At 74.9% G+C, this 14,311-nt stretch carries 11 protein-coding genes; 7 read left to right on the top strand and 4 right to left on the bottom strand.

The window, feature by feature from the left end; translation table 11 throughout:
• Positions 1-620 precede the first annotated feature (620 nt).
• Positions 621-1,544: a hypothetical protein gene (locus tag O4J56_RS30155; RefSeq protein WP_270690512.1), complete on the bottom strand. Its 924-nt coding sequence runs from the start codon at positions 1,542-1,544 to the stop codon at positions 621-623.
• Positions 1,545-2,888: 1,344 nt separating this feature from the next.
• Between O4J56_RS30155 and rplM the strand changes: the two genes are divergently transcribed.
• From rplM to glmM, 3 genes are all read left to right on the top strand, one after another.
• Entirely contained in the window at positions 2,889-3,338 is a 450-nt protein-coding gene (rplM, locus tag O4J56_RS30160) for a 50S ribosomal protein L13 (protein ID WP_270681433.1), read from the top strand.
• Positions 3,339-3,375: 37 nt separating this feature from the next.
• A complete protein-coding gene (gene rpsI / locus O4J56_RS30165) occupies positions 3,376-3,885 on the top strand; it encodes a 30S ribosomal protein S9 (protein ID WP_270690513.1) in 510 nt (169 codons plus the stop codon).
• A gap of 168 nt (positions 3,886-4,053) precedes the next feature.
• Positions 4,054-5,394, top strand: a complete 1,341-nt coding sequence (glmM, locus tag O4J56_RS30170) for a phosphoglucosamine mutase (RefSeq protein WP_270690514.1) — start codon at positions 4,054-4,056, stop codon at positions 5,392-5,394.
• A gap of 150 nt (positions 5,395-5,544) precedes the next feature.
• Here glmM and O4J56_RS30175 read toward each other — a convergent pair whose 3' ends face one another.
• The gene (locus O4J56_RS30175) at positions 5,545-7,059 is read right to left on the bottom strand and encodes a M1 family metallopeptidase (RefSeq protein WP_270690515.1); all 1,515 of its coding nucleotides are present in this window, start codon (positions 7,057-7,059) and stop codon (positions 5,545-5,547) included.
• A 175-nt stretch (positions 7,060-7,234) separates the two neighbouring features.
• Positions 7,235-9,088, bottom strand: coding sequence for a glutamine--fructose-6-phosphate transaminase (isomerizing) (gene glmS, locus O4J56_RS30180; RefSeq protein WP_270690516.1), 1,854 nt, complete (start codon positions 9,086-9,088; stop codon positions 7,235-7,237).
• 331 nt (positions 9,089-9,419) lie between these two features.
• Between glmS and coaA the strand changes: the two genes are divergently transcribed.
• The 3 genes from coaA (at position 9,420) to O4J56_RS30195 (ending at position 12,017) form a co-directional block, all read left to right on the top strand.
• Positions 9,420-10,325 (top strand): type I pantothenate kinase, encoded by a 906-nt coding sequence (gene coaA, locus O4J56_RS30185; protein WP_270690523.1) that lies wholly within the window; start codon positions 9,420-9,422, stop codon positions 10,323-10,325.
• Between the two features lie 113 nt (positions 10,326-10,438).
• Positions 10,439-10,840, top strand: coding sequence for a hypothetical protein (locus O4J56_RS30190; RefSeq protein ID WP_270690517.1), 402 nt, complete (start codon positions 10,439-10,441; stop codon positions 10,838-10,840).
• 10 nt (positions 10,841-10,850) lie between these two features.
• The gene (locus tag O4J56_RS30195; RefSeq protein WP_270690519.1) at positions 10,851-12,017 is read left to right on the top strand and encodes a glutathionylspermidine synthase family protein; all 1,167 of its coding nucleotides are present in this window, start codon (positions 10,851-10,853) and stop codon (positions 12,015-12,017) included.
• Here the strand turns inward: O4J56_RS30195 and O4J56_RS30200 are convergent.
• Entirely contained in the window at positions 11,985-12,536 is a 552-nt protein-coding gene (locus O4J56_RS30200) for a DUF4913 domain-containing protein (protein ID WP_270690520.1), read from the bottom strand. The genes O4J56_RS30195 and O4J56_RS30200 overlap by 33 nt on opposite strands.
• Before the next feature lie 181 nt (positions 12,537-12,717).
• Here O4J56_RS30200 and O4J56_RS30205 point away from each other — a divergent pair, with 181 nt between their 5' ends.
• Positions 12,718-14,196, top strand: coding sequence for an NAD(P)H-hydrate dehydratase (locus O4J56_RS30205; protein WP_270690522.1), 1,479 nt, complete (start codon positions 12,718-12,720; stop codon positions 14,194-14,196).
• Positions 14,197-14,311 lie beyond the last annotated feature (115 nt).

Raw genomic sequence — 14,311 nt, forward strand, 5'->3', positions numbered from 1 at the left:
TCCTAGCGTCCAGCGCATCTACACAAGTTGCACTGAACACTAGAAACCACCGCCGCTTTTTGGGGCGCTTTTCCCGAGATCAACGAGGTGGGGGCGGTGGTCGGCGGGGCCGGGCCCCTGCGGTCCGACCGCCTATCCGTGCCGGCTCTTGGGGGGATCGCCCCTGCCGGTGCGGCCTCGGGTCTTCGCGGCATGGGCGGTCCGGGTCGGTGGGCGGCTGGGCTGGTACCCCGCTCATGGGCTCCGGCCGGGCGGCGGGTCGGTTGGGTGTCCGGTGGCGGGCAGCGACGACGGAGGTCCGCGGCCCGTGCTGGAGCGCTGTCGGGCGTGCGGCGTGTGCGTGGTCGCCGTCATGGGCGGCGATGGAGAGAGCGGTTCGGTTCCCAGACCCTGCCTGCCGTCCGACAGGCCCCTCGCGGCCCGGGCGGCGCGACCAGGTGGGCGCATGCCCGCCCGCGTTCGTGGCGTCCGCAGCCCCGGTGCGCCCCTGCCCGGCGATGATCTCGACAGGGGTGCTGTCATTCCGGCGGTTTTGACAGCACCCCTGTCGAGATCATCGCGGAGGGGCTAACGAGAACGGCCCCGGCGGTGGGGACCGCCGGGGCCGTGCTGCGTGGGCCTCAGCCGACCTGGTCGGCGAGGGAGCCCAGGGTGGACTCGACGAACCCGGGGGCGACGTCCTCCAGGTCCGAGCCGTCGCCGGGCGGCGTGCCGTCGGCGTTGGCCGCGTACGAGAACAGCAGGTACGGCCCCCACTGCCCGCCGGAGCCGATGCCGGGGGCGGTGTCCATCCCCTCGGCGCCGCTGCCGTCGGTGCCCTTCAGCCCGGCGAACCAGTCGCCCGCCTCCAGGTCCTGGGCCTTGAGCGCGGCCCCGGCGTCGTCCGGCGACCCCAGCGCGGCGACCCCGGCGGTGACGGCGGTCTCCCCGGCGTCGGAGACGTAGGTCGCGCGGATGACCTGGCGGCACCCGGCCTCGTCGAGGGCGGCGCCGTAGGCGCCGCGCCCGACCGTGGCGCAGTCGTCGGTGTCGTCGACGAGCGCCAGCGTGTACTCCTGCCCGCCGACCTCAAGGGTCTCGGGGAACAGGCCGCCCGACTCCAGCCGCTGCGGGTCCGCGGGGGCCTCGGCCGCCTGGGCCCCGCCCCCCGACCCGTCGCCGCCGTCCGAGGCCCCGTTCCCGGCCAGCAGGAACGCGGCCGTCCCGGCGGCGCCGAGCAGGGCGAGGAATCCCACCCCGGCCAGGATCTTGGTGGTCGCCCCGCCGCGCATCCCGGCGCCGCGGCGGCCCCGGCCGCGCGGGGAGTCCAGGTCCTCCATCTCGGACAGGTCGATCTCGGCGGTGGTGCCGCCCGGGTTCGGCGACTCGTCGCGGAACATCGGGCGCCCGCCGTACTCGCCGGAGGGCCCGGGGGCGCCGGGCGCACCGGGCGCACCGGGCATCGCCGCGTCGTCGGCGGGGACGGCGCCGATGGTCTGCGTCGCCTCGTCGTCGATGACCAGGGGCTCGTCATCGGCGTGCGGCACCTGCCCGGGGCCGACCACGCGCCCCTGGAGCGGGGCGGCGGGGTCCTGCGGCGGCCCGGGCGGCTGCGGCGGGCCGTTCGGGGCGGGGGCGTGCGGCGCCCCGGCGCCCGGAGGCGGCGGACCGGACGGCCCACCGGGCGGAGGGCCTGGACGCTGCCCGTGGGGGCCGCCGGGGGGAGGCCCCTGCGGACCACCGGGCGGAGGCCCCTGAGGAGGACCCTGCGGTGCGCCCTGGGGCGGCCCCTGCTGCGGCCCCGGCCGCGCCCCCGGAGGCGGGGGAGGCCCCTGCGGCCGACGGCCCTGCGGCCCCGGAGCGCCGGGCGGCGGGGGCGGACCCTGCGGGCGTCCCCCGGGCGGCGCCCCCTGGGGTGCTCCCTGCGGCGGTCCCTGCGGAGCTCCCTGGGGAGGCCTCGGCGCACCGGGCGGCGGGGGCGGACCCTGGGGCGCTCCTTGCGGGGGACGTGGGCCCTGGGGGGCCTGCGGGCCGCTGTTCGGTGCACCGGGAGGCAGGCCCGGGCGCTGGGCGCCGGGAGGCGGCGGCAGCGGGCGCTGCCCGCCGGTGGGGCCGCCGGGGCCGGGGGCTCCCGGAGCCCCGGGCGCGCCCGGAGGCAGCGCACGCGGCGCTCCCGGGGGCGGGCCCTGGGGCGGGCCCTGCGCGGGGCCCTGTGCGCCGTTGGGCGGCGGGGGCGGCGGCCCCTGCGGGCGCGCCCCCTGTTGCGGGCCGGGGGTGGTCGGCTCCTGGTTCATGTCGGGCTCCTGTCGCCCGGGCGCGCCGTCTCCGGGGCCGGGGCGGCCGTCGCTGGGCTCGTTCGGATGCGGTGAGATGGGACTCCTCCGTGGGCGTCCGGGAAAAGGGAGGGCCGCGGGCCCGGTGGGGCGGGGGCGCGGCCCCAGGGGGGCGGGCGGAGTCGGCACGGGCGGCGATCGGCGGTGCCGGGCGCGTCGCCGGTGCGTTCGGCGCGCGGGAACGATAGGCTCACCGCCGACTTTAGCGCCCGCGCCGGGCCGGTGCTCCCGCACCCGCCGCCGGGCCGTCGCGCGCGGCCGCGTTCCGAGCACTCCCGCGGCGGGGCATAATGAGAGAAGGAGTAGTCACGGTAGGCGGGCCGCCGGACCGGGTCCGGTGCAGCCACAGGCCGTTTTGACCTGCGGTGTCGTATGCCGATAGGATACTCCGTCGTTGTGCGTTGAGTTGCCGTGGGTTCCCGCGAGTCGTCGCCGGGCGCCGATCACGCATCATCGTCCGCGCACTCAACACCGGAACGCCCGGGTCCCGCCCGAGGCGGCCGGCCCAGGAATAAGTCCCCGGCCCTTCGCGCAGGAGGGTACGGACCACGCCGACAGAGACGAAGGCTTACGATCGTGCGCACATACAGCCCCAAGCCCAGCGATGTCCAGCGTCAGTGGCACGTCATCGACGCAAGCGATGTCGTGCTCGGCCGGCTGGCCAGCCACGTCGCAACGCTGCTCCGAGGCAAGCACAAGACCTACTACGCGCCGCACATCGACACGGGCGACTTCGTGATCGTCGTGAACGCCGACAAGGTGGCGCTGACGGGTCGCAAGCGCGAGCAGAAGCGCGCGTACCGGCACTCCGGCTACCCGGGCGGTCTGCGCAGCGTGAGCTATGCCGAGCTTCTCGAGAAGCGCCCCGACCGCGCCGTGGAGAAGGCCGTGAAGGGCATGCTCCCGAAGGGCTCTCTCGGCCGCCAGATGGCCAAGAAGCTGAAGGTCTACGCCGGGCCGGAGCACCCGCACCAGGCGCAGCAGCCGGTGCCTTTCGAGATCAGCAAGATCGAGCAGCCCGCCTAGGCGTTCGCGAGAGCCAACAGGAAGTACGAGGAGAACCGTGGTCGAGCCCACCGGCATCGAAGACGTCACCCAGGAGCTGGACGGGAGCGAGGAGTTCCCGGCCGAGTACACCACCGAGTCGCCCGAGGCGCCCGACGCGGCCTATGTCCCCACGGCTTCCGGCCCGGGCGCCGGCACCGGCCGCCGCAAGCAGGCCGTGGCGCGCGTGCGCATCACCCCCGGGGCCGGGGAGTGGAAGATCAACGGCAAGCCGCTCGAGGTCTACTTCCCCGACAAGGTGCACCAGCAGGAGATCAAGGAGCCGCTGGTCAGCCTCGGGTTCGAGGGCGCCTACGACGTGTTCGCCCGCCTGGACGGCGGCGGCACCAGCGGCCAGGCCGGCGCCCTGCGCCACGGGCTGGCCCGCGCCCTGGCCGGGCTGGACCCGGAGAACAACCGCCCGTCGCTGAAGAAGGCCGGGTTCCTGACCCGCGACGCCCGCGAGGTGGAGCGCAAGAAGGCCGGTCTGAAGAAGGCCCGCAAGGCCCCGCAGTTCTCCAAGCGCTGACGCGCAGCCGAGGACACCGGCGCCCCCCCCGGGGCGCCGCACGCCATGGCCCGCCGGTCCCCCGTCCATGCGGGGTGGCCAGTGCGGGCCATCGCTGTTTCCCGGCTCCCGTCGGCGGCATCCCCTCTCCCTGACCCTTTTCCGCTTCGATTGAAGGGGCTATTCGCTGTGGCTCGCTTGTTCGGTACCGACGGGGTGCGGGGGGTCGCCGGGCGCGATCTGACCGCCGGCCTCGCACTGGATCTGTCCGCCGCCGCCGCGCGCGTCCTGGGCCGCGGGGCCGGCCCCGACCGCCGGCCCACCGCGGTGGTCGGGCGCGACCCCCGCGCCTCCGGGGAGTTCCTGGAGGCCGCCGTGGTGGCCGGCCTGGCCGGGGCCGGGGTGGACGTGGTCCGGCTGGGGGTGCTGCCCACCCCGGCGGTGGCCCACCTGACCGGTGAGCTCGGCGCCGACTTCGGCGTGATGCTCTCGGCGAGCCACAACCCCGCCCCGGACAACGGGATCAAGTTCTTCGGCCGGGGCGGGCAGAAGCTGCCCGACGCGGTGGAGGACGAGATCGAGGCGGCCCTGGAGGAGCCCGCCGAGGGCGCGGTGGGCGAGGGCGTGGGCCGGGTGAGCGACGCCGGGGACGGCGCTGAGCGCTACATCGCGCACGTGCTGTCCGCGATGCCCAACCGCCTGGACGGCCTCAAGGTCGTGGTGGACTGCGCCAACGGCGCGGCCAGCGCGGTGGCGCCGGAGGCGCTGCGCCGGGCCGGGGCCGAGGTCGTCACCATCGGCGACCGGCCGGACGGGCTGAACATCAACGCCGGGTGCGGCTCCACCCACCTGGAGGCGCTGCGCGCCGCGGTGGTCGAGCACGGCGCCGACGCCGGGCTGGCGCACGACGGCGACGCCGACCGCTGCCTGGCCGTGGCCGGGGACGGCTCGGTCGTCGACGGCGACCAGATCATGGCCATCCTGGCGCTGGAGCTGCAGGAGGCCGGGCGCCTGGCGGAGTCCACCCTGGTGGTGACGGTGATGAGCAACCTGGGCCTGAAGCAGGCCATGGCCCAGGCCGGGATCGCGGTGGTGGAGACGCCGGTCGGCGACCGGTACGTGCTGGAGGCCATGCGCGAGGGCTCCTACTCGCTGGGCGGCGAGCAGTCCGGGCACGTGGTGCTGCTGGAGCACGCGACCACCGGCGACGGCCTGCTGACCGGGATGCAGCTGCTGGGGGCGGTGAGCCGCCGCGGGCTGGCCCTGGGCGAGCTGGCCAAGGCGATGGTGCGGCTGCCGCAGGTGCTGGTGAACGTGCGCGGCGTGGACAAGAACCGGGCCGGCACCGACGAGGGCGTGGCCGCGGCGGTCGCCCGCGCCGAGTCCGACCTCGGCGGCGAGGGCCGGGTGCTGCTGCGCCCCAGCGGCACCGAGCCGATGGTGCGCGTCATGGTGGAGGCCCCGTCCCAGGACCGGGCGGCCGAGGTGGCCGAGGCCCTGGCGGAGACGGTGCGCGAGCGCCTGGGCTGACCCGCCCGGCGACGGCGGAGACGGAGGAACGGGGCGCCCCCTGGCGGGGGCGCCCCGTTCGTGTCGCCGTGCCGGTGCTGGAGCCCTCAGGGCCCGCGCGGAGCCGGCGGGCCGGACTCCTGCGGTCCGCCCGCCTGTCCGCGTCGGCTCCTAGTGCTCGTGCCCGCCGTGCTGCCCGTCGTGGAACAGCTCGCGGTTGCGCTGGATGGTGTCCCAGGACTTCGGCTCGGCCGGGGCCGAGAGGGTCGTCGGCCCGTCGCCCTCGGCGCCGGGCGCGGCGGCCGGGCGCTCGGGGGTGTACAGCCAGGTGTCGAACAGGTCGTCCAGGTCCTCGCCGGAGATCTTCTCCGACAGGGCGATGAACTCCCCGACGTTGCCGTTGCCGTGCGCGCGGTCCTCCTGCCAGGTGCGCAGGATGGCGTCGAAGTCCTCGTCGCCGACCTCCACCCGCAGCGCGTGCACGGCCAGGGCGCCCCGGTCGTAGACGGCGCTGTGGAAGACGTTCCCGGCCCCCGGGTCGCCGGGCGGGACCGTCCAGAAGTCGCTGTCGGCCGGGTACTGCGCGTAGGTGTACTCGGCGAGCTCCTGGGCCGTGCCCTCGCCCTCGTTCTCCGACCACATCCACTCGGCGTAGCTGGCGAAGCCCTCGTTCAGCCAGATGTCCTGCCAGGTGTCGACCGAGACGTGGTCGCCCCACCACTGGTGGGCCAGCTCGTGCGCGACCACGTAGGTGTTGGAGCCGCGGGCGAAGAAGGCGTGGCTGTAGACCGGGCGGGTCTGGGTCTCCAGCGCGAACCCGAGGTCGGTGTCGGGCCCGGCCACCACGCCGCCCAGGGCGTTGTACGGGTAGGGGCCGAAGCTCTCCTCCTGGAATTCCAGGATCTCCGCACCGCGCTCGATGCTGGCGCGCGCCGGGCCGGCCAGGTCGCCCAGGGCGGGGGAGTAGGCGTTGTACACCGGCAGGCCCGAGGCGGTCTCGTCCTCGTGGACCTCGTAGTCGCCGACGGCCAGGGTGGCGAGGTAGGTGGCGGCGGGGCGGTCCTGGCGCCAGAGGTAGATGTCCTTGCCGCCGCGGGTCTGCTGCCCGGTGAGCACGCCGTTGCTGACGGCCTTGTAGCCCTCGGGCACCTGGATCCGCACGTCGAAGGTGGCCTTGTCGCGGGGGTGGTCGTTGGCGGGGAACCACCACCACGAGGCCTCCGGCTCGCCGAGGGCGACCACGCCGTCCTCGCCCCGGTGCCACGCGGTGGGCACGTCGCCCCAGCCCACGGTGGAGGGGGTGTCGGCGTATTTGACGACGACCGTCATCTGGCGGTCCTCGGCCACCGCCTTCTTCGGGGTGACGGTGAGCTTGTGGCCCTCGGAGGAGAACTCCGCGGGGCGCCCGTTCACCCGGACCGAGTCCACGTCCAGCAGGAAGTCGAGGGTGAAGGAGTCCAGCTCCTCGGTGGTGCGGGCGACCAGCGTGGCCGTGCCCTTGAGCCGGTCGGTGTCCGGCTTGTAGTCCAGGCGCAGGTCGTAGTGGTCGACGTCGTAACCGGAGTTGCCGTAGGAGGGGAAGTACGGGTCGCCGATCCCGCCGCCGGGGTCGGCGGCGGCAGCGGTCGCCGGGACCAGGGCGGTCAGGAAGGCGGCCGCCATGGCGGCGCCTCTTCGCACTCGCATGGGCGGTCCTGTTCGTCTCGGGTTCGGGGGATGCGCGCGGGGCGGACCCGCACACGCATCCCCAAGTACCCCTCACCGCCCGTGGCCAACCGGCCCCTTCGGGCACTGGCCGCACATGGCCCCGTCCGGCCGCGCGGCGGCACGCGCGGCACGGACGGCACAGCCGGGACGGGCGCTACTCGACGGTGACGCTCTTGGCCAGGTTGCGGGGCTGGTCCACGTCGTTGCCCTTGGCCAGCGCCAGCTCGCAGGCGAACACCTGCAGCGGCACCGTGGAGACGATCGGCTGCAGGAGCGTGGGCACCGCCGGGATCTCCACCAGCTCGTCGGCGAACGGGCGCACGGCCTCGTCGCCCTCCTCGGCGATCACCACGGTGCGGGCGCCGCGGGCGCGGATCTCCTGGATGTTGCTGACGATCTTGTCGTGCAGCACGCTCCGGCCCTCGCGGGAGGGCACCACCACGACCACCGGGAGCCCGTCCTCGATCAGCGCGATCGGGCCGTGCTTGAGCTCGCCGGCGGCGAACGCCTCGGCGTGCATGTAGGCGAGCTCCTTGAGCTTGAGCGCGCCCTCCATGGCCACCGGGTAGCCCACGTGGCGGCCCAGGAACAGCACCGTGTCGGCGTCGGCGAGCGAGCGGGCGAGCGCGCGCACCGGGTCGACGGTGTCCAGCACCTTCTCCACCTGCTCGGGCATGTGCGCGAGCTGGCCGATGACGGTGTTGATCTCGTCGCCGAACTTGTGCCCGCGCACCTGCGCCAGGTACAGGCCCACCAGGTAGCAGGCGGCGAGCTGGGTGAGGAAGGTCTTGGTGGCGGCCACCCCGACCTCCGGGCCGGCGTGGGTGTAGAGCACCGCGTCGGACTCGCGGGGGATGGTGGAGCCGTTGACGTTGCAGATGGCCAGCACCCGGGCGCCCTGCTCGCGGGCGTAGCGCACCGCCATCAGGGTGTCCATGCTCTCCCCGGACTGGGAGATGGCGATCACCAGGGTCCGGTGGTCCAGGATCGGGTCGCGGTAGCGGAACTCGCTGGCGACCTCCACCTCGCAGGGGATCCGGCACCAGTGCTCGACCGCGTACTTGGCGATCATCCCCGCGTGGTAGGAGGTGCCGCAGGCGATGATCACGATCTTGGAGATCTCGCGCAGGTCGGCGGGGGTGAGCCGCATCTCGTCCAGGGTGAGGGTGCCGTCGGCGGCGACCCGGCCCAGCAGGGTGTCGGCGAGCGCCCGGGGCTGCTCGACGATCTCCTTGAGCATGAAGTACTCGTAGCCGCCCTTCTCGGCGGCCGAGGCGTCCCAGTCCACGTGGTACTCGCGCACCGGCGCGGGGCGGCCGTCGTAGTCGGTGACGCGCACCTCCTCCGCGCGCAGCTCGACCACCTGGTCCTGGCCCAGCTCGATCGCGTCGCGGGTGTGCGCGATGAACGCGGCCACGTCGCTGGCCAGGAAGTTCTCGCCGTCGCCGCGGCCGACCACCAGGGGGGAGTTGCGGCGCGCGGCCACGATCAGGCCGGGGTCGTCCACCGCCGTGGCCACCAGGGTGAACGCGCCCTCCAGGCGGCGGCACACCGAGCGCATCGCGGCGGCCAGGTCGCCGTCGCCGCGGTCCTTGAGCTCCTCGCCGAGCAGGTGGGCGGCGACCTCGGTGTCGGTCTCGGAGGAGAACTTGCAGCCGCGCTCCTCCAGCTCGACCCGCAGGGCGGCGAAGTTCTCGATGATCCCGTTGTGGATGACCGCGACCCGCCGGTCGTTGTCCACGTGCGGGTGGGCGTTGACGTCGGTCGGCGCCCCGTGGGTGGCCCAGCGGGTGTGCCCGATGCCGATGCCGTCCGCCTCCGGGGGCGCCGCCTCCAGCGCCTCGCGCAGGTTGGCGAGCTTGCCGGCCCGCTTCTCGGTCTGCAGGCGGCCGCCGCTGAGCACGGCGATGCCCGCGGAGTCGTATCCGCGGTACTCCAGCCTGGCGAGGCCGTCCACCACGACCTGTAGCGCCGGTTGCGGCCCGACGTAGCCAACGATTCCGCACATGGCCGTCAGAGTAGTTCAGCCGGGAGCGCTTTTCGCCCGTTCCGAGAGTGGACCACTGGCCGTTTTCGCAGGTAGCGGTATAGACCAGTTGGCACCTGGCGGTGAGGAGGCGCAGGTGGGGGCACCCGGGCGGGTGCCGAGTGGGCGCCGCGCGCCGCGTGGCGAAGCACTCAAAAAAGACACGGCCGGATCCGGCGCGCCGACCCGGAGGGGGCCGGCGGGGCCGCGCGGCGCGCGCCCGGCCCGCCCCGGTCGGCCGGACCCGGGCAGGGCTCATCTAAAGTGGGCAGACGTGTCACAAGCGACGAAGAACGGCTTCTCGACGCCGTACGTGGAGCTGGACCGCGACGGGTGGGCGGCGCTGCGCGACGCCACCCCGCTGTCCCTGACCGAAGCCGAGCTGGAGGTGCTGCGCGGTACCTCCGACCCGACGTCGCTGGACGAGGTCAGGGACATCTACCTGCCCCTCTCCCGGCTGCTCAACCTGTACGTCAAGGCCACCCGGCAGCGCCACGGCGCGGTGCGGGCGTTCCTCGGCGAGGACGACCGGCCCGTGCCCTTCGTGATCGGCGTGGCCGGGAGCGTGGCGGTGGGCAAGTCCACCGCCGCCCGGCTGCTGCGCGCCCTGCTCGCCCAGTGGCCCGACCACCCCGACGTTGAGCTGGTCAGCACCGACAACTTCCTCTACCCCAACCGCGTCCTGCAGGAGCGCGGGATCATGAACCGCAAGGGGTTCCCGGAGAGCTACGACCGGCGGGCCCTGGTCCGCTTCGTGCAGGAGATGAAGGCCGGGGCGCCCGCCAAGGACATCCCCCTCTACTCGCACCTGCACTACGACATCGTCCCCGGCGCGGTGCAGACCGTGCACCGGCCCGACATCCTCGTGGTGGAGGGCATCAACGTGCTGCAGCCCCCGCTGGCCGGGCACCTGGCGGTCTCGGACTTCTTCGACTTCTCCATCTACGTCGACGCCAAGCCCGAGCACATCCGCGCCTGGTACCTGGACCGGTTCCTGGAGCTGCGGCGCACCGCCTTCTCCGACCCCCGCTCCTACTTCCACGCCATGGCCACCACGGTCGGCGAGGAGCGCGCCAAGGAGTTCGCGATGAACACCTGGCGCAGCATCAACGAGGTCAACCTGGTGGAGAACATCCAGCCCACCAGGGCGCGGGCCACCCTGGTCCTGCACAAGGGGCCCGACCACCGGGTGCGGCGGGTGCGCCTGCGCAAGACCTGAGCCCCTGCGGTTCGGGCCTTCTGGCCGTTTTCGGCCCCTTCCGATGAGGAACGCCGCCGCCGTGCGCCGCGTCCCACGGGGATGGGAGACGAGCGGAAAGGGGCCCACAGAGCATGATCCCCCAGGATGAGCAGGACCGAGGGAGCTTCCGGACCACCGGGCGCAAGAGCTCGGCGACGGTGGTCGTCAGCGCGCTGAGCGCGCTGTCGCTGGCCGTGGCCGGGTGCGGCAGCCCCGACACGGTGACCGCGCGGTGCGTGGACAAGGACCGGCGGTCGGACGGGTCGTACCGGGTCGTCGACGAGGACCGGTGCGACGACTCCTCCAGCAGCGGCAACAGCAGCGGCGGCGGCGCCCGCACCGGCGGCTACTTCTTCTACTACGGCGGCACCGCCGGCAACGGGCGCGTCAGCGGCGGGACCACCACCCGGCCCTCCGACGCGCGCGTGGTCACCGAGAGCGGGCGGGTCATCCAGCGCGGCGGCATGGGCGGCCGCGGCGGCAGCGGCAGCTGAGGGGGCGCAGGTGAAGAGGAGCAGCGGAAACCCGGTGCGGCCGGGCTGGCCCGACATCGTCGAGGAGCAGGGGCTCGGGTTCCACGTCTCGGTGCACCCCGAGCACCTGACCCGGCCCTACTGGGACGAGTCGGTGCACTACGAGTTCGCGATGGAGGAGGTCCTCGCGCTCGAGCGGACCGTCGAGGAGCTGCACCGCATGTGCCTGGAGGCGGTGGAGTACGTCGTCGCCGAGAAGCGGTACGCCGACTTCGGCATCCCCGACTGGGCGGCGCCGTTCATCCGGGACTCGTGGCGGCGCGGCGACCCCTACCTGTACGGGCGCTTCGACCTCGTCTACGACGGGAGCGGCCCCGCCAAGCTGCTGGAGTACAACGCCGACACCCCCACCGCCCTGGTGGAGGCCGCCGTCGTGCAGTGGCACTGGATGCAGGACGTCCACCCCGGCCAGGACCAGTGGAACTCGGTGCACGAGCGGCTGGTGGAGCGCTGGGCGCGGATCGCGCCGCGGCTGCCGGGGGAGCGGGTGCACTTCGCCTGGACCAGCGAGGACGAGACCGGCGAGGAGGCGCTCACCACCGCCTACCTGGAGGAGACGGCGCGCGCCGCGGGGCTGGCCACCCGCGAGACCGCCCTGGAGGACGTGGGCTGGCACCAAGGGGAGCAGGCCTTCGTCGACCTGGACGAGCAGCGCATCCGGTCGGCGTTCAAGCTGTACCCCTGGGAGTGGCTGATCCACGACCGGTTCGGGGCGCTGGTGCTGCAGAACCTGGACACCACCGCGTGGGTGGAGCCGGTGTGGAAGATGGTGCTGTCCAACAAGGCCCTGCTGGCGGTGCTGTGGGAGATGTACCCGGGGCACCCCAACCTGCTGCCCGCGCGGCTGGGCGACCCCGGCGGCATGGACGCCTACGTCGCCAAGCCGCTGCTGGGGCGGGAGGGGGCGAGCATGGCCATCACCGTGCCCGGCGGCGAGCTGGAGCGCAGGCCCGGCGACTACGGGGCCGAGGGGTACGTCTACCAGGAGTTCGCGCCGCTGCCGTCCTTCGAGGGGCAGCACCCGGTGCTGGGGGCCTGGGTGGTCGGCGAGGGGTCGGCGGGCCTGGGCATCCGGGAGACCGCGAACCTCATCACCGACGACACGTCATCCTTCGTCCCGCACCTGATCCGCCTGTAGGGCGGCCGCCCGGGGCGCGGGCCGCCGGCGCTCCACGTGCCCGGCCCCGCCCAGGCAGCCGGAGAACGGGCCGTCGTCGGCGAGCAGCCGGGCCAGCAGCGGGTCGAGGTGCTCGGCGTGCCAGCGGGCCGGACCGGACGCCCCGGCGGAGGCGGTGTCGGCCAGCTCGGTGTAGGCCAGGCGCAGCGCGTGCAGGCGGCCGACCGCCTCGTGGTGCTCCCACCAGGCGGGGCACCAGGCGGCGGCGTCGCCGACGTAGACCGGGACCAGGAAGCCGTCCACCCAGCGGACCAGGGCGGCCAGCTCGGCCTTGTAGGCCTCCCGGGACATGTTGAAGATGAACGGCGCGGGCGCCTCGCCCGGGTCCGGCTCCTCCTCGGGGCGGGCCGCGGCCACGTCGGCGAGCTGCGTCTGCAGGCGGATGACGTCCGCGCCGAGCTTGTGCATGGCGTTCTGCAGGTGGGTGACGCGTTCGGCGAGCGCGTCGCCGGTCGCGGTGCGTTCATCGGTCGAGGTCATGCGGGTGTGTCCTGTGCCGTCCCGTGGTGCTCGGTTTCGCGGGCCTTCAGGCAAGTAAATCAGCCGTGTCCGGTGCCCGGTGACAGGCCCTCGCGGGGTCGGGCGGCGCCGAGCGGGGCATGCTCCTGGGGGTCGGGTCCCGGACGGGAGACGGCCGGAGACGGGTGAGACGGAGGAGCGGATGCGCAGGGCGCACACGGTGGAGACCGTACGGGCGGCGGAGGGCGCGCTGATGGCGCGCCTGCCCGACGGGGCGCTGATGGCGCGGGCGGCGGCCACGCTGGCGGTGGTGTGCGCGCGCACCCTTCCGCGCGTGTACGGCGCGCGGGTGGTGCTCCTGGTCGGCAGCGGAGACAACGGCGGGGACGCGCTGTACGCCGGGGCGGACCTCGCCCGCCGCGGTGCCCGGGTCAGTGCGCTGCTCGCCGGGTCGAAGACCCACGAAGGGGGCTTGGCGGCGCTGCGCGCGGCCGGGGGGCGGGCCTGGCGCCCCGACGAGGAGCCGGAGCGGGCGGACAGGGAGATCGGCGCCGCGGACCTGGTCGTCGACGGCCTGGTGGGCATCGGCGGGCGCGGCGGCCTGCGCCCGCCGCACGCGCGCCTGGCGGTGTCGGCGCGGGAGGCGGGGGCGCCGGTGGTGGCGGTCGACCTGCCCAGCGGCGTGGACGCCGACACCGGACGGGTGGAGGGCGAGGCGGTGCGCGCCGACACCACGGTCTGCTTCGGCACCGGAAAGCCGGGCCTGTTCGTCGACCCGGGGGCCGGGCACGCGGGGCGGGTCGTCCTGGCCGACATCGGACTCGGGCCGGACCTGCCCGAGCCGGTGCTGGAGGCCTTCGACGACGGGGACGTCGCGTCCCTGCTCCCCGGGCCAGGACGCGACGACGACAAGTACCGGCGCGGTGTGCTGGGGGTGGCCGCCGGGTCGGAGGCCTACCCGGGGGCGGCGGTGCTGTGCACGGGCGGGGCACTGCGCACCGGGACGGGGATGGTGCGCTACCTGGGGGCCGAGCCCGTGGCGTCGCGGGTGCTGGACCGCTGGCCGGAGGCGGTGGTCGGCCGGGCGGACCCGGGGGCGCGGGTCGCGGCGTGGGTGATCGGGCCGGGGCGCGGGACGGACGGCCCGGCGGCGGAGGAGCTGCGGGGGGTGTTCGCGTCGGGGGTCCCGGTGCTGGCGGACGCCGACGCGCTCACCCTGGTCGCGCGGGAGGAGGCCGACCCGTCGGGGCGGGAGGCGCCGACCCTGCTCACCCCGCACGCGGGGGAGCTGGCGCGGCTGCTGGGGGCGGACCGGGCCGACGTGGAGGCGCGCCGCCTGGAGCACGTCGGCCGGGCGGCGGAGCGGTTCGGGTGCACGGTGCTGCTGAAGGGGTCGACGACCCTGGTGGCGACCCCGGGCCGCCCGGTGGCGGCGGCCACCGCCGGGACGCCGCTGCTGGCGACGGCCGGGAGCGGCGACGTGCTGGCGGGCATCGCGGGGTCGCTCCTGGCGGCGGGCCTACCGGCCCACGAGGCGGCGGTGTGCGCGGCCCAGGTCCACGGCCGGGCGGCCGTCGAGGCGAGACAGGGCGCCGCGATCTCGGCGACGGACCTGTGGGACGGCATCCCGAGGGCGGTGGCGGGGTTGGGCGAGGACAACGACCAGCGTCGGCGACGTTAACGCCGGCGCTGTCGGCCACGGCGCGCGCGGATGGTCGCCGTGGAGGGCGGCGACGGAGAGAGCGGGGCGGTTCCCGGGCCCTGCCTGCCGGGCGGCGGGCCCCTCGCGGTCCGGG

This window comes from Nocardiopsis endophytica, assembly GCF_027706725.1.
GTDB classification, from domain to species: Bacteria; Actinomycetota; Actinomycetes; order Streptosporangiales; family Streptosporangiaceae; genus Nocardiopsis_A; species Nocardiopsis_A endophytica.

Bases quoted from the DNA above. Each gene is read 5' to 3' on its own strand.
- O4J56_RS30175 (WP_270690515.1), bottom strand. From the start codon at position 7,059: ATGCGAGTGCGAAGAGGCGCCGCCATGGCGGCCGCCTTCCTGACCGCC.
- glmS (WP_270690516.1), bottom strand. From the start codon at position 9,088: ATGTGCGGAATCGTTGGCTACGTCGGGCCGCAACCGGCGCTACAGGTC.
- O4J56_RS30190 (WP_270690517.1), top strand. From the start codon at position 10,439: ATGATCCCCCAGGATGAGCAGGACCGAGGGAGCTTCCGGACCACCGGG.
- O4J56_RS30200 (WP_270690520.1), bottom strand. From the start codon at position 12,536: ATGACCTCGACCGATGAACGCACCGCGACCGGCGACGCGCTCGCCGAA.
- O4J56_RS30205 (WP_270690522.1), top strand. From the start codon at position 12,718: ATGCGCAGGGCGCACACGGTGGAGACCGTACGGGCGGCGGAGGGCGCG.